Consider the following 22,034-nt stretch of genomic DNA (forward strand, 5'->3'; position numbering starts at 1 on the left):
CACTCTGGATGCCTGCGTCATCGTTGAAAACCTTCGCGAGCCGGCTCGCTCCTACAGGTATGTACACATTTGCGCGACATGATTATCAGGACTGTGGCACATGCATGAGCAACCGCTGCAACGCTTTTTCAAATCCCTGCGCGAGCAACCGGTGTTTGCCTGGGAGCGCTTTCAGATGCGCGACGTGTTGGTGATCGACCACCCGTTGTGCCAGGCGGTGTTCAGTCGCCAGGGCGCACAGTTGCTGCATTTCCAGCCCACAGGCCAGAAACCCTGGCTGTGGTGCGCGGCCAAGTGGCCGCAAGTCGGGGCGATTCGCGGTGGCGTGCCGGTGTGCTGGCCGTGGTATGGCCGTCATCCCAGCGAAAATGCCTGGCCGTCCCACGGTTGGGCGCGCCTGATCGACTGGAAACTGCTCGACAGCAGCAGCGATGACGACGGCGTGCGCCTGCACTGGCAACTGCAACTGTGCGACTGGCAGGTCGACCTGCACGCGCACCTGGGCGAAAGCCTGGAACTGCGCCTGAGCACCGAGCATCAGGATGAGCTGCCGTGCCAATTGAGCCACGCTTTGCACGCTTACTGGCGTATTGGTCACGTTGATGAGATAGCGCTGTCTGGACTAGACGGGGCGCAGGGTTACGACCAGTTGAGCCGTCAGGCCTGCCAGCAGGAAGGTGAGTTGCGCGTCGATGGCGGCTGCCAGCGGGTGTTCCAGCATGAGGGCGAACTGCAGATCAAGGACCATGCGTGGCAGCGCGAGTTGTGCATCGATACCGGCGACAGTGCCAACACCGTGGTCTGGCATCCGGGCAGCCGGCCGCTGCTGGGGGTGAGCTTTAACGAGGCGTCGGGGTTTGTGTGTGTGGAGTCGGCGATGGCCGGGGCCAGCCTGGCGCCGGGGGAGAGGGCGCATTTGAGTTTGCAGGCCAGGGCTGGGGTTTAGTGGTGTTGCTGATGCCCTCTTCGCGAGCAAGCCCGCTCCCACATTTTTGATTTGTGAACACATTCGAATGTGGGGGCGGACTTGCTCGCGATAGGGCCGGCCCTGCTGGAGGAGATTCCAGCTTTAGTTGAACTCATCCCCCACCGGATACCGGCTGTCATTCAAGCTCTCCTTGATCTTGCGCAAATGCGGCTGGAAATCTACGCCGCGGCGCAAGGTCATGCCAGTGGCCAGCACATCCAGCACCGTCAACTGAATGATCCGCGAGGTCATCGGCATATAGATGTCGGTGTCTTCCGGCAACGGAATATTCAGGCTGACCGTACTGACCTTGGCCAGGGGCGAATTCTCGGCGGTCACGCCCAGCACCGAGGCGCCGTTTTCCCGGGCGATGCGCGCCACTTCCACCAGTTCGCGGGTACGGCCGGTGTAGGAAATGATCACAAACAGCTCGCCGGTATGCGCCACCGAGGCAATCATCCGCTGCATCAGCACATCGGCATGGGCTGTGACCGACAGGTTGAAGCGGAAAAACTTGTGCAGGGCATCCATGGCCACCGGTGCTGAGGCGCCAAGGCCGAAAAAGTGGATCTGCCGCGCCTGGATCAGCAGGTCCACGGCCTTGCTGATCAGGTTTGGGTCCAGGGCCTGGCAGGCGCTGTCCAAGGAGGCGATGGCGCTGCCAAAGATCTTCTGGGTGTAGGCCTCGGGGTCATCATCGGCTTCCACGGCGCGGCTGACATAGGCGGCGCCACTGGCCAGGCTTTGCGCCAATTGCAATTTCAGTTCAGGGTAGCCACTGACACCGAACGAGCGGCAAAAGCGGTTGACCGTCGGTTCACTGACCGAGGCGGCTTGGGCGAGGGCAGCGATCGAGAAGCGGGTCGCCTGCTGCGGATTGAGCAGGATGACCTCGGCGACTTTTTTCTCGGCCTTGTTCAATTCTTCGAGGCGGTTCCGGATCTGTTCCAGAAGATTTCGCACGCGGTCCATTCAGTCTTTCCTTCGGGCGACGATGCAAATAAGGGCCTGTAATGGGTCGCAGAGCGACCCTTGGCGGTGGCCTATCCTACTGAGGGTAGTTGAACACCACCACTCGCAATGCGTATTTCGGTAAAATGTTGTGGTTATTACTACATTTTCCCTTGAGTGATGCCTTGAAAAAAGGTATTTGTAGCTTAACTTGATAAAAGAACAAACATCATGCCTTCGATAACCGTAGAACCCTGCACCTTTGCCCTGTTTGGCGCCTTGGGTGATCTGGCGCTGCGCAAGTTATTTCCTGCCCTCTATCAACTCGATGGCGCCGGGCTCCTGCACGCCGACACGCGCATCCTGGGCCTGGCCCGTGAGGCCGGTTCCGAGCAGCAGCACCTGGACCACATCGAGCACGAACTGCGCAAATACGTCGGCCAGGAGCTGGACGAAGCCGTGGCCGCGCGCTTCCTGGCGCGCCTGTCCTATGTACACGTCGACTTCATGAAGGCCGATGACTACGTGGCCCTGGCAGACAAGGCCGGTACCGAACAACGCCTGATTGCCTACTTCGCCACCCCGGCGGCGGTGTATGGCGCGATCTGCGAGAACCTGTCCAAGGTCGGCCTGGCGGAAAATACCCGGGTCGTCCTGGAAAAACCCATCGGCTCTGACCTGGAGTCCTCGCGCAAGGTCAACGACGCCGTCGCGCAGTTTTTCCCGGAAAACCGCACCTACCGCATCGACCACTACCTGGGCAAAGAGACCGTCCAGAACCTGATCGCCCTGCGTTTTGCCAACAGCCTGTTTGAAACCCAGTGGAACCAGAACTACATCTCCCACGTGGAAATCACCGTGGCCGAGCAGGTCGGTATCGAGGGGCGCTGGGGCTATTTCGACAAGGCCGGGCAACTGCGCGACATGATCCAGAATCACCTGCTGCAGCTGCTGTGCCTGATCGCCATGGACCCGCCGGCCGACCTGTCCGCCGACAGCATCCGCGACGAGAAGGTCAAGGTGCTCAAGGCCCTGGCGCCGATCAGCCCGGAAGGCCTGACGACCCAAGTGGTGCGCGGCCAGTACATCGCTGGCTACAGCGCTGGCAAGCCGGTGCCGGGTTACCTGGAAGAAGAGAACTCCAATACCCAGAGCGATACCGAGACCTTTGTTGCCTTGCGTGCCGATATCCGCAACTGGCGTTGGGCCGGGGTGCCGTTCTACCTGCGCACCGGCAAGCGTATGCCGCAAAAACTGTCGCAGATCGTGATCCACTTCAAGGAACCGTCCCACTATATCTTCGCCCCCGAGCAGCGCTTGCAGATCAGTAACAAATTGATCATCCGCCTGCAGCCGGACGAAGGCATTTCCTTGCGCGTGATGACCAAGGAGCAGGGCCTGGATAAAGGCATGCAACTGCGCAGCGGGCCACTGCAACTGAATTTTTCCGACACCTACCGTAGTGCGCGGATTCCCGATGCCTACGAGCGGTTGCTATTGGAAGTGATGCGCGGCAATCAGAACCTGTTTGTCCGTAAAGATGAAATCGAAGCCGCGTGGAAATGGTGTGACCAGTTGATCGCCGGGTGGAAGAAGTCCGGTGATGCACCCAAGCCGTACGCGGCGGGTTCCTGGGGGCCGATGAGCTCCATTGCACTGATCACGCGGGATGGGAGGTCGTGGTATGGCGATATCTGATTTGAAACTGCCGCAGGGCGTAACACCCCATGAGTACCGCACGCCGGTACTGCTGGCCGAAGGTTTGGCCAATGACGTGGCCGAACAACTGCGCGCGGCCATCAGTGCCCGTGGCGAGGCGACGCTGGTGGTGTCCGGTGGCCGTAGCCCGGTGGCGTTTTTCCAGAACCTGGCACGACAGGGCCTGGACTGGTCCAAGGTCACCATCACCCTGGCCGACGAGCGCTGGGTGCCGGTGGAGCATGCCGACAGCAACGCTGGCCTGTTGAAGAAATATCTGCTGCAAGGCCCGGCGGCCAAGGCCCGGTTCTTGAGCCTCTACAGTGCCGCCGCGAACCTGGACGCGGCTGCCGAACAGGCCGATCGCCTGCTGGCTGAACTGCCGGCGATCGATGTGCTGGTGCTGGGCATGGGCGATGACGGGCATACCGCCTCGCTGTTCCCCAACAGCCCGAACCTGGCCGACGCCCTGAAGCCGGATGGCACCCGCCGTTGCTGGCCGATGCTGGCGCCCAGCGTGCCCCGTCAGCGCCTGACCATGAGTCGCGCCCTGCTGGCCACTGCCAACTACACCGTGTTGTCGATTGCCGGCGATTCGAAACTCAACACCCTGAGCGAAGCGCTGGCCAGTGACGATGTCGCCGGCATGCCGATTCGCGCGTTTTTGCAACCCACTCTAGAGATTTACTGGTGCCCATGAGCCAAGGATCAGCCGCTATGAAAAGCCCTCACCCGACCGTGTCCATGGCGGATAAAGTTGCCCTGATCGACAGCCTCTGTGCCAAGGCGCGGATCCTGCCGGTGATCACCATTGCCCGCGAGCAGGACATTCTGCCCCTGGCCGATGCCCTCGCGGCAGGTGGCCTGACCGCGCTGGAAGTGACCCTGCGTTCGCAGTTCGGTCTCAAGGCCATCCAGGTCCTGCGTGAGCAGCGCCCGGAGTTGGTCACCGGTGCGGGCACGGTGCTCGATCGCACGATGCTGGCGGCTGCCGAAGCGGCGGGCTCGCAATTTATCGTCACCCCAGGCATTACCCGCGACCTGCTCCAAGCCAGTGTCGACAGCCCGATCCCGCTGCTGCCCGGCATCAGCAATGCTTCCGGCATCATGGAAGGCTATGGCCTGGGTTATCGCCGCTTCAAGCTGTTCCCGGCGGAAGTCAGCGGCGGTGTAGCGGCGATCAAGGCCCTGGGCGGCCCGTTTGGCGAAGTGAAATTCTGCCCGACTGGCGGCGTTGGCCCGACCAACATCAAACACTACATGGCGTTGAAAAACGTGATGTGCGTGGGCGGTAGCTGGATGCTTGATCCGGAGTGGATCAAGAACGGCGACTGGGCCCGCATCCAGGAAGTCACCGCCCAGGCGCTGGCACTGCTGGACTGATTGGATTTACCGAATCGTTGTTGCTGTGCTTCACGGCATTTTTGCGGTGCACTTGGTCGGTGCGCCGCTTTTTTTTGCCTGTAGAAAACCTTGAAATCACGGCAATCGAACTGTGGGAGCGGGCTTGCTCGCGAATGCGCGGTAACAGTCACTGAATGTGTTGAATGACACACCCCATTCGCGAGCAAGCCCGCTCCCACATTTTAATCGGTGTTCAGTTTGGTAATCGCGTTGACCAGCACGCCAATGTCCGCCGCCGAGGTCACCAACCCCGGCGTCACCCGTATGCAGGTACCAAACGCCGCCCCACTGCGCAGGGTGGTAAACAGGTTGTACTCATCGAGCAATCGATCCGCCATCACCTGCTGGTCACGCCCGCTGAACTTGAACGCCGTAATCGCGCAATACAGCCGTGGATCATCCGACGTCAGCACCTCGACCCCCGGCAATGGCCGTACCTGGCTGACCCACAGATCCCGCAGGTACTTGACCCGTGCGCCCTTGGCCGACGCACCACCCAGGGCCCGATGTTCTTCGAACACCAGCGGCAAGGTCATCAGCGCTGGAAAGTTCGGTGTGCTGTAGGACGTGCGAGCACGGACGTCGGTGGCCGGGTAATGAAACTCGCCCATATCCGGATCAATATCCGCCAGACGCTGCGGGGCAATATAGAGAAAGCCCAGGGTCAGCGGCGCACCGATCCACTTGTGCAGGTTAAAACCGGCGAACGAAATGCCTAGCTGCGCCAGGTCGAAGTCGATCTGGCCAAGCGCATGGGCGCCATCGAGGATCACCTCTACGCCATGTTCCTGTGCAGCCTGGGCGATGGCCTCGACCGGCATCACCAGGCCGGTACGGTGGGTGACATAGGTCAGCGCCATCAGTTTCAGGCGTGGGTAGCGGCTGAAGGTGTCGCGATAGGCCTGCACCAGGCTGTCGAAACTGGCCGGGTGGGCGTGGGACACTTCTATCACCTCCACACCCCGGTAGCCGGCGAGCCAGCGCATGGCGCCTTTGACTGTGTCGTACTCCAGGTCGCTGATCAGCACCTGATCACCCGGTTGCAGGCGGTTGTAGTTGCGGATCAGCGATTGCAAGGCTTCGGTGGCATTACGGGTGAAGGCAACGGCTTCAGGATCCGTGTGGATGAGTTCGGCCAGTTGCCTGCGAATCTGCTCATTCTCCCCTTGCTCGAAGCGCTGGCGTACATGCACAGAGTTGCTGCGATTGATAAACGCAACGTGCTCCTGATACTGCGCCAGCACGGCCCGGCTCATACGCCCGAAGTAGCCGTTTTCCAGGTTGATGGGGCCGGGCTCCAGGTCATAGCGCTGGGCAATGGCCTGCCAATAGGCTTCGTCGCGGGTGTTGGGCATGGTCGGGCTCGATTAGTGGCGCGGGGCGGGTTTTCCGTGTTTGGCGCGCAGCGGTTCCAGCAGTTCGGACAGGCCGTTGTGGTCGATTTCCTGCATCAATGCCAGCAGGCCGCCCAACTCGCCGTGGGGGAAACCTTCACGGGCAAACCAGTTCAGGTAAGGGCCGGGCAGGTCGGCAATGATCCGGCCCTTGTATTTGCCGAACGGCATTTCGCGGGTGATCAGCAGTTCGAGTTTTTCAGGGTTCATGCGGGCTTCAGACACTCAGGAAGAAGCCTTGGAAAATACAGGCAATCTGCATGAAGGCCAAATGACAGATCATGCAAATAAAGCGGATACAGATTTTTGGGTTATTTATAACTTGATGAAAAATAAAGATTAAATCTTTATTAAAGACCTGGCACGGGCGCTGCAGCTACCTCAATACATTTCTAAACCCGTGAAGGAATTGAAAAATGACTGATATCAACAAAGAATCGATCTCTGTACTCAATGACCTGATCGAGACCAGTAAAGACGGCCAGGAAGGCTTCAAGACCTGCGCAGAAGATATCAAGCATCCAGAGCTCAAGGCGCTGTTCACCAAGCGTTCAGCTGACTGCGCCTCGGCGGCTGCCGAACTGCAGACGGCCGTGCGTGCCTTGGGTGGTGACCCGCAAGAGTCTGGCAGCGTGGCCGGTGCATTGCACCGTGGCTGGGTCGACGTGAAGTCGCTGGTGACTGGCAAGGATGAAGAAGCGGTGCTTAACGAGGCCGAGCGCGGTGAAGACCACGCATTGAAGGCTTACAAAGAAGCCATCGAGAAGATCAACAAGCACAACCTGGTAGGCATTCGTGACCTGGTTGAGCGTCAGTACCATGGTGCGCAGCGCAACCATGACCAGGTGAAAGCCCTGCGTAACCAGGCTCGCGCCCAGTCCTGAGCCGCGCCGCAGTAACCAATGTGGGAGCGGGCTTGCTCGCGATGGCAGTGTGTCAGTCGACATCTTGATTGACTGATCCACCGCTATCGCGGGCAAGCCCGCTCCCACATTTTATTTTTTACATGGCCTGAGATAGCGGTGTTTAATCAGCCGATGCTGATGGCCGGCAACTCGGTCAAGGTCACCACCTGTTGCTTGCGTGGCGCCAGGATCTCCGCTTCGCCATCCACCACCAACTCATCGCGCTGGTTGAACACCTGGGTGGCAATCCGCACGCGGAACTTGGGCAGTTTTTCGAGAATTTCCAGACGTACGGTCAGGGTGTCGCCGATTTTCACTGGTTTCTGGAAGCTCATCTGCTGGCCGATATAGATGGTGCCCGGCCCAGGCAGCTCACAGGCGACTGCCGCGCTGATCAAGGCGCCGCTGAACATGCCATGGGCGATACGCTCCTTGAACATGGTCGCTTTGGCGAACTCGGCATCCAGGTGAACCGGGTTATGGTCGCCGGACATGGCTGCGAACAGCTGGATATCGCGCTCTTCCACGGTTTTGCTGTAGGTGGCTTTCTGGCCGACTTCGAGGGCTTCGTAAGGCGTGTTGGTAACCTGGGTCATCTAATCGTGCATCCTGTGGCTAATCGATAATCTTAATTCGTTGATTTTAAACGAAAATATATTTCGGTTCATTCGCAGCGCGCCGGTCGGCGGTGGTTCACGGCCTGGGCTATCCACGCCAGTACATCGGCGGTGACCGCGTCGCGGTTGGTTTCATTGAAGAGTTCGTGGCGCGCTTGCGGGTAGATATTCAACTGCAGGTTCTGGCAGCCGGCATCGCGCAGGGCATTGGCCAGGCTGGTGAGACGCTTGCCCTCACTGACCGGATCACATTCGCCGCCCATCACCAGGATTGGCAGGCCCGGATCAATCTGTTTGAGATTGGACGCTTTGCTGATTTGCTGCAAGCCACCGAGCAGGTCGACCCACAGTTGGTTGGTGCAACGAAAGCCGCACAGGGGGTCGTTGATGTACTTGTCCACTTCGTCCGGGTCGCGGCTCAGCCAGTCGAATGCCGTACGGTTGGGTTTGAAGGCCTTGTTGAACGAGCCAAACGACAGGAACTCGATCAGCGCACTGCGCCCCCGCAGGCCCTGGCGCAGCCGCTCGGCCCGGGCGATCAGGCGGGCGGCGCGGTACAGGGCCACCGGCTGGAAATTCGAGCCACTGAGAATCGCCCCGTGCAGGCTGGCGCTGTGATGCAGCAGATAAGCCTGGGCGATGTAACTGCCCATGCTGTGGCCGAGCAAAATGATCGGCACGCCAGGCGCCTGCTGGCCGATGTGCTGGTTGAGCGCGGCCAGGTCGCCCACCACTTTGCTCCAGCCATCGCGCTCGGCAAACAGGCCCAGGGTGCCTTCATCGGCGGTACGGCCATGGCCGCGCAGGTCCAGGGCATATACGCCGTAGCCGGCATCACACAGGGCCTGGGCCAGGCGTGCATAGCGGCCGCTGTGCTCGGCCATGCCATGGGCCAGCATGATCAACGCCTTGGGTGGCTCGTCCGGTAGCCACTGGTTGACGTACAGGCGGCTGCGATCGTTCGCGCTCAGCCAGAAAGTGGTGTGGTTCATGGCGCTTCCTTTGCTCAGGGTCGTTGCAGTGTATAGCTCATCCGTGGGGTGGCGTCTGATCAGCCCTGGCCTCAGGGGCAAGATTCATACAATCAATGACACGTTTTTGTGTATTTGCCTGTTTGGCCATAACTGCTAACGTCCCCGAAGCTCCGCTTCCCATCAGCATTTGGAATGCGGTCGGGCACACTCAGGTAGAGGACAAGAATAATGCAACCTGATTTCTGGAATGACAAACGCGCAGCAGGCGTTCCCAACGAGCTTGACCTGTCGGCGTACAAGTCAGTGATCGAAGTCTTCGAGCGTTCCTGCAAGGCCTTTGCCGACCGTCCGGCATTCAGCAACATGGGGATCACCCTGACCTACGCGGATCTTGCGCGCCAGAGCGCGGCGTTCGCCGGCTACCTGCAACACCACACCGACCTCAAGCCGGGCGATCGTATTGCGGTGCAGATGCCCAACGTCCTGCATTACCCGATTGCCGTATTCGGCGCCTTGCGCGCCGGGTTGGTCGTGGTCAACACCAACCCTTTGTACACCCCGCGGGAAATGCGTCATCAGTTCAAGGACGCGGGCATTCGTGCCCTGGTCTACCTCAACCTGTTCGGTTCCAGGGTCCAGGAAGTGACGGCCGATACCGAGATCGAATACCTGATCGAAGCGAAAATGGGCGATTTCATGCCCGCTGCCAAAGGCTGGCTGATCAACACCGTGGTCGACAAGGTGAAGAAGATGGTCCCGGCGTACAGCCTGCCCCGGGCGGTTTCGTTCAAGCGTGCCTTGCGCATGGGCGCAGGCCTGGCCGTGACCCGCCATCCGGTAGCCCTGGATGACATCGCGGTGTTGCAATACACCGGTGGCACCACTGGCCTGGCCAAGGGCGCGATGCTGACCCACGGCAACCTGGTGGCGAATATGCAGCAGGTGCGGGCGTGCATGTCACAGCTACGCGAAGACGGGCATCCGCTGGTCAAGGAAGGGCAGGAGGTGATGGTCGCGCCGCTGCCGCTGTACCACATCTATGCCTTCACCGCGAACTGCATGTGCATGATGGTCACCGGCAACCACAACGTGCTGATCACCAACCCACGGGACATCGGCGGCTTTATCAAGGAGTTGAAAAAGTGGCGTTTTACCGGGCTGCTGGGGCTCAACACGCTGTTTGTCGCGCTGATGGAACACCCGGATTTCAAGACCCTGGATTTCTCCCACCTGAAAATCACCAACTCTGGCGGCACAGCCCTGGTCAAGGCCACTGCCGAGCGCTGGAAGCAGATCACCGGTTGTTCCATCGGCGAAGGCTACGGCCTGACGGAAACGTCGCCGGTGGCCAGCACCAACCCGTACGGCGATAAATCACGCCTGGGCACGGTGGGTATTCCGGTGCCGGGTACGGCGATGAAAGTCATCGATGACGCCGGCGTGGAGTTGCCGTTGGGCGAGCGCGGCGAGTTGTGTATCAAGGGCCCGCAGGTCATGAAGGGCTATTGGCAGCAACCGGCGGCCACTGCCGAGACCCTGGACGCCGAAGGCTGGCTCAAGACCGGCGACATTGCGGTGATCGACCCGGATGGATTTGTGCGCATTGTCGACCGCAAGAAGGACTTGATCATCGTCTCGGGCTTCAATGTGTACCCCAACGAGATCGAAGACGTGGTGATGGCCCATCCGAGCGTGGCCAGCTGCGCGGTGATCGGCGTGCCGGACGAGCGTACTGGCGAAGCGGTGAAGCTGTTCGTCGTGGCGCGCGCCCAGGGCGTCAGCCTTGAGGAACTGAAGACCTACTGCAAGGCCAACTTCACCGGCTACAAGGTGCCCAAGCACATTGTGTTGCGGGACTCGTTGCCGATGACGCCGGTAGGCAAGATCCTGCGCCGGGAGCTGCGCGACATCGCCTGACCTGAACTGAAATGCGATCCCAATGTAGGAGCTGGCTTGCCTGCGATGGCGGTGTATCAGTCGAAGGATGTATCGACTGGCCCGCCGCCATCGCAGGCAAGCCAGCTCCCACATTTACTGTGTACACCCTTTAAGTAGAGCTGTTTTGGGGCTTATAGAATTTTTGCTCTAAAAATGACTACTGCATATTCTTGAGTCATGTTTATGACTGTAGGGCCCTCTTTTGGCTCTAGGCGGCCCTTTGCAAAGCTGCTACTCTCGGCGCGCTTTGTGACCTCTCGGCCTGCTTGAAACAGCCAGAATCACCTAAAAAAACACACACAAATAATAATCGCATCAAATGCGGTGAATGAATTCGCGTCGCTGAGGAGTGGGCTTCCATGATCGAAGACTTTTGGAAGGATAAGTACCCCGCCGGGATTGCTGCAGACATCAATCCAGACGAGTATCAAAATATTCAGGCGGTACTGAAACAGTCCTGCCAGCGCTTCGCCGACAAACCGGCTTTCAGCAACCTGGGCAAGACAATCACCTACGGTGAGTTGTACGAATTGTCCGGTGCCTTTGCCGCGTACCTGCAACAGCATACCGACTTGCAGCCCGGTGATCGAATCGCCGTGCAATTACCCAACCTCCTGCAATACCCGGTCGCCGTGTTCGGGGCTATCCGTGCCGGCCTGATCGTGGTCAATACCAACCCGCTGTACACCGCGCGGGAAATGGAACACCAGTTCAACGACTCCGGGGCCAAAGCCCTGATCTGCCTGGCCAACATGGCGCACCTGGCAGAAAAAGTCGTACCCAAGACTGCCGTCAAGTACGTGATCGTCACCGAAGTGGCTGACCTGTTGCCGCCGCTCAAGCGGCTGCTGATCAACAGCGTCATCAAGTACGTGAAAAAAATGGTCCCGGCCTATCACTTGCCCCAGGCGATCAAGTTCAACGACGTCCTGGCCAAGGGCCATGGCCAGCCGGTCAATGAAGTCAGCCCCGCCAGCGAAGACGTGGCCGTGCTGCAATACACCGGCGGCACCACCGGCGTGGCCAAGGGCGCGATGCTGACCCATCGCAACCTGGTGGCCAACATGCTGCAGTGCAAGGCGCTGATGGGCTCCAACCTCAACGAAGGCTGCGAGATCCTGATCACACCGCTGCCGCTCTACCACATCTATGCCTTCACCTTTCATTGCATGGCGATGATGCTGATCGGCAACCACAACATCCTGATCAGCAACCCGCGCGACCTGCCGGCGATGGTCAAGGAGTTGTCGAAGTGGAAGTTCAGCGGCTTTGTCGGCCTGAACACCCTGTTCGTAGCCCTGTGCAACAACGAAGGCTTCCGCAAGCTGGATTTCTCGGCGCTCAAGGTCACCCTGTCGGGCGGCATGGCCCTGCAACTGGCGGCGGCCGAGCGTTGGAAGGCCGTGACCGGCTGCAACATCTGTGAAGGTTACGGCATGACCGAAACCAGCCCGGTGGCCACGGTCAACCCGATCCAGCATATCCAGATCGGCACCATCGGCATTCCGGTGCCCTCGACCCTGTGCAAAGTCATCTCCGACGAAGGTGTCGAGTTGCCCCTGGGCGAAATCGGCGAGCTGTGCGTCAAGGGCCCGCAAGTGATGAAAGGCTACTGGCAGCGCGAAGATGCCACGACCGAGATCCTCGACAGCGAAGGCTGGTTGAAGACCGGTGACATCGCGATCATCCAGCCAGACGGCTACATGCGCATCGTCGACCGCAAGAAGGACATGATTCTGGTCTCGGGCTTCAACGTCTACCCCAACGAGCTGGAAGACGTGCTGGCGGGCCTGCCAGGCGTGCTGCAATGCGCGGCCATTGGTGTGCCGGACGAGAAGTCGGGCGAGCACATCAAGCTGTTCATCGTGGTCAAGCCGGGCGCAACCCTGACCAAGGAGCAGGTGATGGAGCATATGCGCGCCAATGTCACCGGCTACAAAGTGCCAAAGGCTGTTGAATTCCGCGAAGCGCTGCCGACCACCAACGTGGGCAAGATCCTGCGTCGTGAGCTGCGTGACGAAGAGCTGAAGAAGCTGGGCCTGAAGAAGTAAACAAAAAGCCCCGCAAATGCGGGGCTTTTTATTGGGCGCTGATTGGAGTGCAATCCAAATGTTTACAGGGCGAACTGCGCGAAGCCCACGCCCGCACCCGCCGGGCGCACATCCTTGAGGAACGAATCTTTGTCCGCGCTCAGCTCCAGGGTAATCTCCGGCTTGCGCTTGCCCGCATTGCGCACCACCAACCCTTCAAGCTTTTCACGCAGGAACGCGGTCGGTACTTTCAGGTGCAGCAACTGGTCGGTCTCGGCGTTGTGCATCAACAAGTGAATCCACTCGTATTGGCCGATGGCAATGCGCGCCACTGGCAGGTCGAACCACCAGATATTGCGCTTGCGGTCCAGGTCGGTGAAATGGCAGTTGTTGACACCGAGCACGGCACCGCCCAGTTCCAGGTTTCTGCGGGCGATGGCCTGTGATTTATTGAGTTTCATAACCTTCCTACGGGATCTGTTATTCAGCGATTGAGCCTGAATCTGCCGGGCATTCTCGGGGGTTGGCCGCAAAACATAAAGCCAAACCTGTATTGGGTGATGAAATGCCTTACGCAAATAATTGAAACTCTGCGCAAAGGCCCAGGGTCAACCCTTACGTAATGACCCAAACCCTTGATTGTTCTTACGGAGAAATACCATGGGCAGCACAGCGGATAAGGCAAAAGGTTTAGCGAACGAAGCTATCGGCAATATCAAGCAAGGCATCGGCAAAGCCACAGACAACACCAAGCTTGAGGCCGAAGGCAAGATTCAAGAGAAGAAGGGCGAAGCCCAGCAAGCGGTTGGCAAGGTCAAGGACGCGGTAAAGAATACGGTCGACAAAGCCTGATTAACCCGACGGCCAACACGTAGCATAACGGTCATCCACGGATGGCCGTTTTTATGTCACATCTGCTGACTAACGTTTCGAAATTGTTTCAAGGTCGCCAAATAGGCTACCTTGATGTAGAAAACGGCCCCTGAGTCGCCCACGACCTCAACCTTTTGCGGCGAAAGGAGACGCTATGATTTTTCCGGTATTAAAAGGCCTGCCGCTGCACCGCGTGCTGATGCGCACCGTCAAAGAGTTCGTCGATGACGAGATGTCTACCTACGCTTCGGCACTGGCCTACCAGATGCTGTTTTCGCTGTTCCCCTTCCTGCTGTTCCTGATTGCCCTGATCGGTTTCCTGCATCTGCCGGATTTCTTCAGCTGGTTGCGCCTGCAATCGGAACTGGTGTTGCCGCCCCAGGCTCTTGAGCAGGTCAACCCGGTGATCGACCAGTTACAGCAATCCAAGGGCGGGCTGTTGTCGGTGGGTATCGTCATCGCGCTGTGGACCGCCTCAGCAGGTGTGCGCCTGATGATGAGTGCAATGAACGCCGCCTACGATGTGGTGGAAGGCCGGCCGATCTGGAAACGCTTCCCGCTGTCGATTTTCTACACCGTGGGCATCGCCGGGATGTTGCTGGCCGCCGCCGCGCTGATGGTCCTGGGGCCGCAAGTGATGGAGTGGCTGGCTGGGCAGATTGGTATGCAGGAATTCGTGGTCACCCTGTGGACTATCCTGCGCTGGCCCTTGATCGTGATCCTGCTGATGTTTGCCGTGGCCTTGATGTACTACGTGATGCCGGACGTGAAGCAGAAATTTCGCTTTATCACGCCAGGCTCGGTGCTGGCGGTAGTGGTCTGGATCGTTGCATCGCTGGGCTTTGGCTATTACGTCAAGACCTTCGCCGACTACAACGCCATGTATGGCAGCATCGGCGCGATTATCGTCCTGCTGCTGTACTTTTACATTTCTGCCGCCGTCCTGCTGCTGGGGGCGGAGATGAACGCGGTGATCGAGCATATGTCCGCCGAAGGCAAGGATCCGGGGGAAAAGGACTTTGGCGAACACCACCACGATGAAAAACAGCATGTCTCGGGCCTCGGCCGGGACCATTCGCTTCCCAAGCCCACCACTGATGAAACCTGACCGATGATTCGTGAAATCCTGAAAATGGGCGACGAGCGCCTGCTGCGCATCGCGCCACCGGTGCCACCGGAAATGTTCGACAGCCCCGAGTTGTGGCAACTGATCGACGATATGTTCCAGACCATGGAACACGTGGGCGGTGTCGGCCTGGCCGCGCCGCAGGTCGGTGTCGACCTGCAGTTGGTGATTTTCGGCTTCGAGAGCAGCGAGCGCTACCCGGATGCCCCGGCGGTGCCCCAGACCATTCTGATCAACCCGCTGATTACCCCGCTGAGTCCGGTGTTGGAGGAGGGCTATGAAGGCTGCCTGTCGGTGCCAGGGCTGCGTGGTGCGGTGGATCGTTACCAGCAGATTCGCTACGAGGGGTTTGACCCCAAGGGCGAGCCGATTGTGCGGATTGCCGACGGTTTCCATGCGCGGGTGGTGCAGCATGAATGCGACCACCTGATCGGTCGGTTGTACCCGTCGCGGATCACTGATTTCAGCAAGTTCGGGTTTATCGAGGTGATGTTCCCGGACATGGACCCTGCCGCTGACGATTAACCCTGGCGGCACACGCCCATGGCAATCATCGGTTTGTTGCGTTTATAGCGCACCAGGCGCTCGGCCAGCGACTGCGGCAACACGGTCTGCTGGCTGAAGCCCTGGGCTGTATAAAACCCTTCCAGATCCGGGTGGCACAACAGCCACACCGTCCCTTCGGCGGGTGCGATCGCGTGTGCGATCAGCCGCGTCGCCAGCCCTTGCCCGCGTAAGGCCGGATCGACAAACAGCCCAGTCAACCACTGGCCGCCGACCACGGGGCTCAGGCACAGCCCGGCGACGATCTCGCTGTTGCGCGCCACCCACAATTGGCCGCCCTTGAGGGCTTTCATCGAAGAGTTGTGGCTACGGTAGAACTTGTTCAGCAGCGGCCACAGGGGCTCTGCCAGTCGATCAAAGTGCAACTCGGGCATGGTGGTTTGACAGGCGTGATCAAGGGGCGGGGATTATAAGTCGGGCAAAGCGCCTTCTGTTGGGCAATAGGTGTTATACCCCTTGTTACTTCCTCTGTTAGTGGAGCATGCATCATGGCCAAAGGTATGGATTCAAAGAAAGCCGCGAAGAAAAAACCGGCAAAGACCGCCGATGAAAAACGCGCGGACAAAAAAGCCAAGAAGACCGAGACAGGTCTGTTTGGTCACTGAGGACTTCACTGTAGGAGCGAGCTTGCTCGCGAAGAGCGCTAACGAAAACGCGTGTTTGCAGGTAAAGCGCGGCGCTCTCAAGCTTTTCGCGAGCAAGCTCGCTCCTACAGCGGCATCGATACATCCTGCCCCTGCACATCCCCTCCAACACCTGTTTATCAATGCTGGCTGATTAATGGCCTTGCATAGTGCCAAGCCCTGTCTATGCTCATCCATAACCCTGTATGTCGCTTGCCATATGAAGCGTTTTGGGTGGCTGCTTGCATAGTGGTTGATGAGCACTATACAAACTGTGAATGGATAAGTGCGTATGTCAAAGCGCCGGGAAAAAGGAGCTTCAGGTTAAATGGATTTACGTGTGTCGGTTAAAGCGGGCCCCAGACGGGGTCATCAAGAAAAGGATGCCTTGAAACGAGTGTTGCCTCATGGACTCTCCGATTAGCCATCATTTATCTATCGCCTGACACTTGTCCTGTCTCTGGACGGATGCGTTTGCCTGTTTTGTGGAAAGTTGTACTGGGTCAAATCCAAGAACTAACCGTCATTCAAAGACAGCGCTGAAGGTGATCCGATCATGTTTAACCTCCACCACAAATCCGACCTGCGGGAAATCGAGCGTTTTTCCTGTGCGCTGACCCAGGCCCAGGCTAAGCTCGCGGCCATCAGTCGCTCCATGGCGATGATTGAGTTCGATCGCGACGGCGTGGTACTGGATGCCAACGAAAACTTTTGTAGGGCCATGGGTTATAGCGCCGAGGAAGTACGTGGCAAACACCACCGAATCTTCTGTGAGGAGGCCTATTACCGTAGCGATGCCTACGCCAAATTGTGGCGGGACCTGGCTCAGGGTGAGCCCATCAGTGGCACGTTCATGCGCTTGACCAAAAGTGGCCAGGAAGTGTGGCTGGAGGCCAGCTACATGCCGGTGTATGGCCCGGATAAACAGGTGCAGAGCGTGATCAAGGTGGCGTCGGATATTTCCGAACGGGTTCACCACGAACATGAAAACCAAAGCCTGATCGATGCCATTGGCCGCTCCATGGCGGTCATCGAGTTCACGCCCCAGGGGCAGATCCTCAATGCCAACCAGAACTTCCTGAAGACGGTGCAGTATTCCCTCGGCGAAATCGTTGGCCAGCACCACAGCATGTTCTGCCATCGCGCCGAGGTGGAATCACCGGCTTACAAAGCGTTCTGGGCGTCACTTAACCGGGGTGAATTCCACTCCCATCGTTTTGAGCGGCGCAACAAGCATGGTCAGACGCTGTTTCTGGAAGCCTCCTACAACCCTATCTTCGATGCCAGCGGGCGTCTGTACAAAGTGGTGAAGTTCGCCAGTGATATCACCGACCAGGTCACCACGTTGCGTACTGCTGCCGATTCGGCCCACGCCACCTCGGTGCAGAACGACGCCTGTGCCCGCAAGGGCTCGGAGGTGGTGCAACAGACGGTGCAGATCATCGAAGAAATTTCCCGCGACCTCAATCAAGCGGCGGTGAGCATCGACGCGGTGAGCAAGCAGTCGGACATCATCGGCACCATCGTCCAGACCATTCGCGGGATTGCCGATCAAACCAACTTGCTGGCGCTGAACGCGGCCATTGAAGCTGCGCGTGCAGGTGAGCATGGCCGCGGCTTTGCCGTGGTGGCGGACGAGGTACGCAGCCTGGCGGCACGCACCAGCCAGGCGACGCTGGAGATTGTCGAGGTGGTGCGCAAGAACCACGACTTGTCGTTGAGTGCGGTGTCGAGCATGCAGTCGAGCCTGAGCCGCACCGGGTTGGGAGTGGAGTTGGCCAATGAAGCGGGGCAGGTGATCCTGGAGATCCAGGAAGGCTCGCGGCATGTGGTCGATGCCATTGGCCAGTTCAACTCCACCCTACAACTGCAATAGTGCCTCTTTGTAGGAGCGAGCTTGCTCGCGAAAAACCTGAGATCGCCACGGGGAACCAGATACCCCGCCTTATCGTTGAGGCTTTTCGCGAGCAAGCTCGCTCCTACAAGGGGCGTTGTGTTGTGTCAGATGGCCGCCAGGGTGTCTTTCACGGCCTTGATCTGCGGGTCGGCAGTCTTCTCGGCATACTGCTGCGCAGCCTGCATCTTCAGGCGATCAGTGACTTCCTGGGCAATGGCATTCTGCTGTTCGATAGGCATCGCTTTCACATCTTCTTCGGTCAGGCCCTTTTCCTTGAGGATCTGATCGCGAATGCGCTCGGCCGGCGTCTTGCTCATGTAGTCGTTGAAGTCGGCGCGCGCCTGGGTATTGGCTTCGGTTTTCGGTGTAGCGCTGGCCGGCGGCGTTGCTTGCAGTTGCAGGCGGGTCTTGGCAAAAGCGGCATCCACATTGCTGGCCGTGGTGTCGGTGGCCTTTTGCGTGGCCTGCACCTGGGGCGCGGCTGCGGCGTTCTGCACGTTTTGCATGACGCCGCTGTACAGCGCACTGGCGGCGGCGTTGGCCGGGTCCAGGTCGGGGCGCTTGGACTGTTGGATCACGGAAGAGACTTGGGTATTGACCAACATGATCGGGTACCTGTGGTGTTGAACGGTCCACAGGGTTTAGCAATTACTGTGCCGGGAGCTAAAGCCCCGCAATCACTGGTTGTCAGGGCTTTGTCGAGGCAAGCGATGTGCGGCTGGCGGCCAATAGTTGCCGTCGGCGGACATTGCCTTCAGTAGGTAATGGGAATATCGAATGTTTGGAAGGCATCATCCTGCGGTTCATAACCCAGGACCCGCGTGGTCTCGCTCAAATCCAGGCGCTTGAAGCGGTTATTGGAAATGCCATGGGCGACCAGGTGCTTGACCCCCGGGGTTTCCACCGAACGCTGCAACAACTGGACGGCATCCCGAGGGCTGAGCCAGGCGCTGAGGTCGCGAGCGTTGTTCAGGTCATGGGTTTGCGCAAACTCAAAGGCGCCAATACGCAAGGCGATGGTGGAGAGCGGGGTTTTTGCCGCGTAGTACCCGCACAGTGCTTCACCGTAGCATTTGCTCACGCCATACAGGTTGGCCGGCAGCACCGGCATGCCTGGGGTGATTTGCCGGTCCACCGGGTAGCCTTCGATGGTCTGGGCACTGCTGGCAAAGACCAGGCGCTTTACGTTGGCAGCCACGGCAGCTTCGAACAGATAAGTAGTGGCGAGGATATTGTTGGGTAGCAGTTCGTCGAAGGTGGCGCTGGCATGGGGGATGCCCGACAGGTGCACGATCACATCGATGCCGGCGAGCAACGCTGCCAAGGTCGTTTTGTCGCTCAAGTCGGCCTGTACGAAACGATGGTCGCCGAGGGCGAAGTCCGGTTCGACGCGGTCGGTTAGGGTAAAGCGGTAGCGCTCTTTCGAGGCTTCGAAAAACGTCTTGCCGATTCTGCCGCAGGCACCGGTGAGCAGTACGTTGAATCCTTTCATCGGGTAATCCTTAGTTGTGACCGTCGAGGGCAAACGCCTTGAAACCAGGGCGCTGGCTGAGTCGCGCGTAGTACGCATCGACAGCCGGGTAGGAAGGGCGCTCCATGGGCGTCATCCGCCAGCGGTGTACCGACAGGCCAATCAGGATGTCTGCGAGTGTGAAGTCGTCACCGGCCACATAGGCGCCGGTGTCGATCAACCGTTGCTCCAGCAATCCCATCTTGTCGTTCCAGCCGCGCACGCCGGCGGCAATGCGCTGCGGGTCCTGGAAGTCCGGGTTCTTGCGCACCAGAGCGTGGAAGGCATAGCCCCAGGAGGGATTGAGTTCGGTGGCTTGCCAATCCATCCATTGTTCCACTTTGGCCCGAGGCCAAGGTTCGGCTGGCAGCAGGTCGTGGCGTCGGTGCAGGCCCACCAGATAGCGGCAGATGGTGTTGGATTCCCACAGTACGCCGTTGTCGTCGACGATTACTGGCACCTGGGCGTTGGGGTTCAAGGCCAGGAACTCGGGTGATTGGGTGGGGGTGAAGCCGATGCCCCAGTCTTCCCGGTCGTAGGCGATGCCTAGTTCCTGGCAGGTCCACAGGACTTTTCGTACGTTGATGGACGAAGTGCGACCCAAGATCTTCAGCGCGTGTCCCATGGTGCTTCCCTGGCAAAATGTGAGTTGGGCAATTTAGCAGGGACGCGCAAGGACAGCGATAGGGTTAAGTGTGGGAGCGGGCTTGAATCCCTTCAGTTGATCGGCCTAGGTACTCTCGCGCACCTTCAACTCAAACCCCATATCCACCACCGGCCTGGCGATCTTGTTGCCTGCCATCACCGTCAGCAAATGTTCCGCCGCGCGTCGGCCAATGGCTTCGCGCGGGGTGCTGATGCTGCTCAGGCGCGGCACCATGAAGCTGGAGGCGGGCAGGTCGTTGAAGCCCAGGACCGCCACTTGCTGCGGAACCTTGATCCCATGGCGCAAGGCTTCGAGCAAGGCGCCATGGGCCAGGTCGTCGTTGCCGAAGAAGATCGCGTCCACATCCGGATGACTGGCCAGCAGTTGCAGGAACAACTCGCCACCCAGGCCGACTGAAGAAGGGCGCGGTGTCAGTAACTCCAGCGCCGGGTCATACAGCCCAGCCTGTTGCAGCCCGCGACGGAAACCTTCACCGCGCAACAAGGTGCGCTGGTCCAGTTGTGCACCCACATAGGCCAGGCGCTTGCGCCCCCGGGAGATCAGGTGCGCGGCAGCAGTTTCGCCGGCACTGGTCTGCGAGAACCCGACACAATTGAGGCCGGCCGCCGGGTCCAGATCCATCATGTACACGCACGGCACATTGCTCGACTCCACCAGGCGCCGGGCGCTTTCGGTGCGGTCAAAGCCGGTCAGCAGCAAACCCCGCGGCTGATAGGCCATGTAGTTGCGCAACAGGTTTTCTTCTTCGTCCCGGGAATAGTGAGTGTTGCCGATCAACACTTCGAAGCCCTTGGGCCGCAAAACCTGATGAATGGCTTCCAGGGTTTCAATAAACAGCAAGTTGGACAGTGAGGGCACCAGCACCACTACCGACTGGCTCTGTGCAGAGGCCAGGGCGCGGGCGGCAGGGTTGACCACGTAGCTCAGCTCGGCGGCGGCTTTCTGCACCTTTTCCACCAGGTCGGGGGCCACGGTGCTGATGCCGCGCAAGGCCCGGGAGGCCGTGATCGGACTGACGCCCGCCAGGCGGGCAACTTCGTTCAAGGTAGGGCGACCCGTCGTGCGGGTATTTTTATCGTTCTTGGAGGTCATCAGGCGGCTTGCCAAACAAAAATCGAGGCACTAAGGTAGCGCTGTCTCCAAAGGCCTGCAAATACTTGCGCACAGGGTTGCCTGATCCTTGCTCAAACGGTTGGAGCGGATGCACGCGTCACTCCATAAAAATGACAATTAGGCGCGGGAAAAGCCTGTTTTTGCACTAGCCTTAGGCGTGCAAAGGTAGCGCTGTCTGCGTCCTGAGGTGTTTCATGAGTCAACCTGTTACTGCCCTGGTCATCATGGGTGTTTCCGGCTGTGGCAAGTCCAGTGTCAGCGAGGCCCTGTGCCTGTTGAACGGCGCCACCGCCATTGAAGGCGACAGCTTTCACCCGGCCGCCAACATCGAAAAGATGAGTGCTGGCCATCCTCTCAACGACGACGACCGTGCCGGCTGGCTCGATATCCTCTGCGATGAGCTGCGTCGTGCGCTCAAGGCCGGCGAGCATCCCGTGCTGACCTGTTCGGCGCTGAAGAAAAAATACCGCGATCACCTGCGCGAAGCCGCGCCGGGCCTGGGGTTTGTCTTCCTGGAACTGACCCGTGAGGTGGCCGCCGACCGCGTGTCCCATCGCCCTGGCCATTTCATGCCGGCCAGCCTGATCGACAGCCAGTTCGCCACCCTCGAATCGCCCATCGGCGAACCGCTGACCCTGGCCCTCAATGCCAGTGAAGACAGCATCGAGGCCTTGGCCGAGCAGACCCATGCCTGGTGGCTGACCCATGGCTTTGAGCCTTCCCGATGATTTTTTGCCCGAAAGATAGCGCTGTCCGACGGCACAAAACTCAACACCCGCTTTA

The 22,034-nt window shown here is 59.2% G+C and carries 23 protein-coding genes and 1 pseudogene; 12 read left to right on the forward strand and 12 right to left on the reverse strand.

Annotation, left to right across the window (positions count from 1 at the left end; all coding sequences use genetic code 11):
- Window positions 1–100 precede the first annotated feature (100 nt).
- Window positions 101–946, forward strand: coding sequence for a D-hexose-6-phosphate mutarotase (locus tag H097_RS22480; RefSeq protein ID WP_032862559.1), 846 nt, complete (start codon window positions 101–103; stop codon window positions 944–946).
- Window positions 947–1,069: 123 nt separating this feature from the next.
- On the opposite strand, the gene H097_RS22485 is transcribed toward H097_RS22480, so the two are convergent.
- Window positions 1,070–1,930, reverse strand: coding sequence for a MurR/RpiR family transcriptional regulator (locus tag H097_RS22485; RefSeq protein WP_169850571.1), 861 nt, complete (start codon window positions 1,928–1,930; stop codon window positions 1,070–1,072).
- A 219-nt stretch (window positions 1,931–2,149) separates the two neighbouring features.
- Between H097_RS22485 and zwf the strand changes: the two genes are divergently transcribed.
- The 3 genes from zwf to H097_RS22500 are packed head-to-tail and all read left to right on the forward strand — an operon-like array spanning window position 2,150 to window position 4,999.
- Window positions 2,150–3,616, forward strand: a complete 1,467-nt coding sequence (gene zwf / locus H097_RS22490) for a glucose-6-phosphate dehydrogenase (RefSeq protein WP_032862560.1) — start codon at window positions 2,150–2,152, stop codon at window positions 3,614–3,616.
- Window positions 3,603–4,316, forward strand: coding sequence for a 6-phosphogluconolactonase (pgl, locus tag H097_RS22495; protein ID WP_032862561.1), 714 nt, complete (start codon window positions 3,603–3,605; stop codon window positions 4,314–4,316). Before zwf ends, pgl begins: the two co-directional genes overlap by 14 nt.
- 17 nt (window positions 4,317–4,333) lie before the next feature.
- A complete protein-coding gene (locus H097_RS22500) occupies window positions 4,334–4,999 on the forward strand; it encodes a bifunctional 4-hydroxy-2-oxoglutarate aldolase/2-dehydro-3-deoxy-phosphogluconate aldolase (protein WP_032862562.1) in 666 nt (221 codons plus the stop codon).
- Window positions 5,000–5,202: 203 nt separating this feature from the next.
- Here H097_RS22500 and H097_RS22505 read toward each other — a convergent pair whose 3' ends face one another.
- Together H097_RS22505 and H097_RS22510 are read right to left on the reverse strand one after the other, a co-directional pair.
- Entirely contained in the window at window positions 5,203–6,375 is a 1,173-nt protein-coding gene (locus tag H097_RS22505; RefSeq protein WP_032862563.1) for an aminotransferase class V-fold PLP-dependent enzyme, read from the reverse strand.
- 12 nt (window positions 6,376–6,387) lie between these two features.
- Window positions 6,388–6,624 (reverse strand): DUF3820 family protein, encoded by a 237-nt coding sequence (locus H097_RS22510; RefSeq protein ID WP_003213031.1) that lies wholly within the window; start codon window positions 6,622–6,624, stop codon window positions 6,388–6,390.
- Window positions 6,625–6,830: 206 nt separating this feature from the next.
- Here H097_RS22510 and H097_RS22515 point away from each other — a divergent pair, with 206 nt between their 5' ends.
- On the forward strand, window positions 6,831–7,298 hold the full coding sequence (locus H097_RS22515; protein ID WP_032862564.1) for a PA2169 family four-helix-bundle protein: 468 nt from the start codon (window positions 6,831–6,833) through the stop codon (window positions 7,296–7,298).
- 146 nt (window positions 7,299–7,444) lie between these two features.
- On the opposite strand, the gene H097_RS22520 is transcribed toward H097_RS22515, so the two are convergent.
- Both H097_RS22520 and H097_RS22525 read right to left on the reverse strand, forming a co-directional pair.
- Window positions 7,445–7,915 carry a MaoC family dehydratase gene (locus H097_RS22520; protein ID WP_032862565.1) on the reverse strand — a complete coding sequence of 157 codons (471 nt, stop codon included), beginning with the start codon at window positions 7,913–7,915 and terminating at the stop codon, window positions 7,445–7,447.
- 68 nt (window positions 7,916–7,983) lie between these two features.
- Window positions 7,984–8,928 carry an alpha/beta hydrolase gene (locus H097_RS22525; protein WP_032862566.1) on the reverse strand — a complete coding sequence of 315 codons (945 nt, stop codon included), beginning with the start codon at window positions 8,926–8,928 and terminating at the stop codon, window positions 7,984–7,986.
- A gap of 210 nt (window positions 8,929–9,138) precedes the next feature.
- On the opposite strand from H097_RS22525, the gene fadD2 reads away from it, so the two are divergent.
- Together fadD2 and fadD1 are read left to right on the forward strand one after the other, a co-directional pair.
- Window positions 9,139–10,827, forward strand: a complete 1,689-nt coding sequence (gene fadD2 / locus H097_RS22530) for a long-chain-fatty-acid--CoA ligase FadD2 (protein ID WP_032862567.1) — start codon at window positions 9,139–9,141, stop codon at window positions 10,825–10,827.
- A 380-nt stretch (window positions 10,828–11,207) separates the two neighbouring features.
- Window positions 11,208–12,899 carry a long-chain-fatty-acid--CoA ligase FadD1 gene (gene fadD1 / locus H097_RS22535; RefSeq protein ID WP_032862568.1) on the forward strand — a complete coding sequence of 564 codons (1,692 nt, stop codon included), beginning with the start codon at window positions 11,208–11,210 and terminating at the stop codon, window positions 12,897–12,899.
- A 62-nt stretch (window positions 12,900–12,961) separates the two neighbouring features.
- Here the strand turns inward: fadD1 and H097_RS22540 are convergent, their stop codons facing one another.
- Window positions 12,962–13,339 (reverse strand): hypothetical protein, encoded by a 378-nt coding sequence (locus H097_RS22540; protein WP_032862569.1) that lies wholly within the window; start codon window positions 13,337–13,339, stop codon window positions 12,962–12,964.
- A 199-nt stretch (window positions 13,340–13,538) separates the two neighbouring features.
- Between H097_RS22540 and H097_RS22545 the strand changes: the two genes are divergently transcribed.
- From H097_RS22545 to def, 3 genes are all read left to right on the forward strand, one after another.
- Complete coding sequence (locus H097_RS22545; protein WP_032862570.1) at window positions 13,539–13,730, forward strand: CsbD family protein; 192 nt, start codon at window positions 13,539–13,541, stop codon at window positions 13,728–13,730.
- Window positions 13,731–13,905: 175 nt separating this feature from the next.
- On the forward strand, window positions 13,906–14,859 hold the full coding sequence (locus tag H097_RS22550) for a YihY/virulence factor BrkB family protein (protein ID WP_032862571.1): 954 nt from the start codon (window positions 13,906–13,908) through the stop codon (window positions 14,857–14,859).
- Window positions 14,860–14,862: 3 nt separating this feature from the next.
- Window positions 14,863–15,402 carry a peptide deformylase gene (gene def, locus H097_RS22555; RefSeq protein WP_032862572.1) on the forward strand — a complete coding sequence of 180 codons (540 nt, stop codon included), beginning with the start codon at window positions 14,863–14,865 and terminating at the stop codon, window positions 15,400–15,402.
- On the opposite strand, the gene H097_RS22560 is transcribed toward def, so the two are convergent.
- The gene (locus tag H097_RS22560; protein WP_032862573.1) at window positions 15,399–15,815 is read right to left on the reverse strand and encodes a GNAT family N-acetyltransferase; all 417 of its coding nucleotides are present in this window, start codon (window positions 15,813–15,815) and stop codon (window positions 15,399–15,401) included. The genes def and H097_RS22560 overlap by 4 nt on opposite strands.
- 805 nt (window positions 15,816–16,620) lie before the next feature.
- Between H097_RS22560 and H097_RS22565 the strand changes: the two genes are divergently transcribed.
- Window positions 16,621–17,940 carry a PAS domain-containing methyl-accepting chemotaxis protein gene (locus tag H097_RS22565; RefSeq protein WP_032862574.1) on the forward strand — a complete coding sequence of 440 codons (1,320 nt, stop codon included), beginning with the start codon at window positions 16,621–16,623 and terminating at the stop codon, window positions 17,938–17,940.
- 8 nt (window positions 17,941–17,948) lie between these two features.
- On the opposite strand, the pseudogene H097_RS28910 reads toward H097_RS22565, so the two are convergent.
- The 5 genes and pseudogenes from H097_RS28910 to H097_RS22585 form a co-directional block, all read right to left on the reverse strand.
- Window positions 17,949–18,035 (reverse strand): annotated as a pseudogene (locus H097_RS28910) (outer membrane lipoprotein carrier protein LolA); the annotation flags it as partial.
- 30 nt (window positions 18,036–18,065) lie between these two features.
- On the reverse strand, window positions 18,066–18,566 hold the full coding sequence (locus tag H097_RS22570) for a hypothetical protein (RefSeq protein WP_032862575.1): 501 nt from the start codon (window positions 18,564–18,566) through the stop codon (window positions 18,066–18,068).
- 149 nt (window positions 18,567–18,715) lie between these two features.
- Complete coding sequence (locus tag H097_RS22575) at window positions 18,716–19,453, reverse strand: NAD(P)-dependent oxidoreductase (RefSeq protein ID WP_032862576.1); 738 nt, start codon at window positions 19,451–19,453, stop codon at window positions 18,716–18,718.
- A 10-nt stretch (window positions 19,454–19,463) separates the two neighbouring features.
- Complete coding sequence (locus H097_RS22580; RefSeq protein WP_032862577.1) at window positions 19,464–20,096, reverse strand: glutathione S-transferase; 633 nt, start codon at window positions 20,094–20,096, stop codon at window positions 19,464–19,466.
- 105 nt (window positions 20,097–20,201) lie between these two features.
- A complete protein-coding gene (locus H097_RS22585; protein WP_162237656.1) occupies window positions 20,202–21,233 on the reverse strand; it encodes a LacI family DNA-binding transcriptional regulator in 1,032 nt (343 codons plus the stop codon).
- 212 nt (window positions 21,234–21,445) lie between these two features.
- Between H097_RS22585 and H097_RS22590 the strand changes: the two genes are divergently transcribed.
- Window positions 21,446–21,979 carry a gluconokinase gene (locus H097_RS22590; RefSeq protein WP_032862578.1) on the forward strand — a complete coding sequence of 178 codons (534 nt, stop codon included), beginning with the start codon at window positions 21,446–21,448 and terminating at the stop codon, window positions 21,977–21,979.
- The last annotated feature ends 55 nt before the right edge of the window (window positions 21,980–22,034 follow it).

Source organism: Pseudomonas sp. FH4 (assembly GCF_000510915.2).
GTDB lineage: Bacteria > Pseudomonadota > Gammaproteobacteria > Pseudomonadales > Pseudomonadaceae > Aquipseudomonas > Aquipseudomonas brenneri.

What these genes read in the sequence shown, in the direction of transcription:
- H097_RS22480 (WP_032862559.1), top strand. Translation starts at nt 101, where the DNA reads ATGCATGAGCAACCGCTGCAACGCTTTTTCAAATCCCTGCGCGAGCAA.
- zwf (WP_032862560.1), top strand. Translation starts at nt 2,150, where the DNA reads ATGCCTTCGATAACCGTAGAACCCTGCACCTTTGCCCTGTTTGGCGCC.
- pgl (WP_032862561.1), top strand. Translation starts at nt 3,603, where the DNA reads ATGGCGATATCTGATTTGAAACTGCCGCAGGGCGTAACACCCCATGAG.
- H097_RS22500 (WP_032862562.1), top strand. Translation starts at nt 4,334, where the DNA reads ATGAAAAGCCCTCACCCGACCGTGTCCATGGCGGATAAAGTTGCCCTG.
- H097_RS22505 (WP_032862563.1), bottom strand. Translation starts at nt 6,375, where the DNA reads ATGCCCAACACCCGCGACGAAGCCTATTGGCAGGCCATTGCCCAGCGC.
- H097_RS22510 (WP_003213031.1), bottom strand. Translation starts at nt 6,624, where the DNA reads ATGAACCCTGAAAAACTCGAACTGCTGATCACCCGCGAAATGCCGTTC.
- H097_RS22515 (WP_032862564.1), top strand. Translation starts at nt 6,831, where the DNA reads ATGACTGATATCAACAAAGAATCGATCTCTGTACTCAATGACCTGATC.
- H097_RS22520 (WP_032862565.1), bottom strand. Translation starts at nt 7,915, where the DNA reads ATGACCCAGGTTACCAACACGCCTTACGAAGCCCTCGAAGTCGGCCAG.
- H097_RS22525 (WP_032862566.1), bottom strand. Translation starts at nt 8,928, where the DNA reads ATGAACCACACCACTTTCTGGCTGAGCGCGAACGATCGCAGCCGCCTG.
- fadD2 (WP_032862567.1), top strand. Translation starts at nt 9,139, where the DNA reads ATGCAACCTGATTTCTGGAATGACAAACGCGCAGCAGGCGTTCCCAAC.
- fadD1 (WP_032862568.1), top strand. Translation starts at nt 11,208, where the DNA reads ATGATCGAAGACTTTTGGAAGGATAAGTACCCCGCCGGGATTGCTGCA.
- H097_RS22540 (WP_032862569.1), bottom strand. Translation starts at nt 13,339, where the DNA reads ATGAAACTCAATAAATCACAGGCCATCGCCCGCAGAAACCTGGAACTG.
- H097_RS22545 (WP_032862570.1), top strand. Translation starts at nt 13,539, where the DNA reads ATGGGCAGCACAGCGGATAAGGCAAAAGGTTTAGCGAACGAAGCTATC.
- H097_RS22550 (WP_032862571.1), top strand. Translation starts at nt 13,906, where the DNA reads ATGATTTTTCCGGTATTAAAAGGCCTGCCGCTGCACCGCGTGCTGATG.
- def (WP_032862572.1), top strand. Translation starts at nt 14,863, where the DNA reads ATGATTCGTGAAATCCTGAAAATGGGCGACGAGCGCCTGCTGCGCATC.
- H097_RS22560 (WP_032862573.1), bottom strand. Translation starts at nt 15,815, where the DNA reads ATGCCCGAGTTGCACTTTGATCGACTGGCAGAGCCCCTGTGGCCGCTG.
- H097_RS22565 (WP_032862574.1), top strand. Translation starts at nt 16,621, where the DNA reads ATGTTTAACCTCCACCACAAATCCGACCTGCGGGAAATCGAGCGTTTT.
- H097_RS22570 (WP_032862575.1), bottom strand. Translation starts at nt 18,566, where the DNA reads ATGTTGGTCAATACCCAAGTCTCTTCCGTGATCCAACAGTCCAAGCGC.
- H097_RS22575 (WP_032862576.1), bottom strand. Translation starts at nt 19,453, where the DNA reads ATGAAAGGATTCAACGTACTGCTCACCGGTGCCTGCGGCAGAATCGGC.
- H097_RS22580 (WP_032862577.1), bottom strand. Translation starts at nt 20,096, where the DNA reads ATGGGACACGCGCTGAAGATCTTGGGTCGCACTTCGTCCATCAACGTA.
- H097_RS22590 (WP_032862578.1), top strand. Translation starts at nt 21,446, where the DNA reads ATGAGTCAACCTGTTACTGCCCTGGTCATCATGGGTGTTTCCGGCTGT.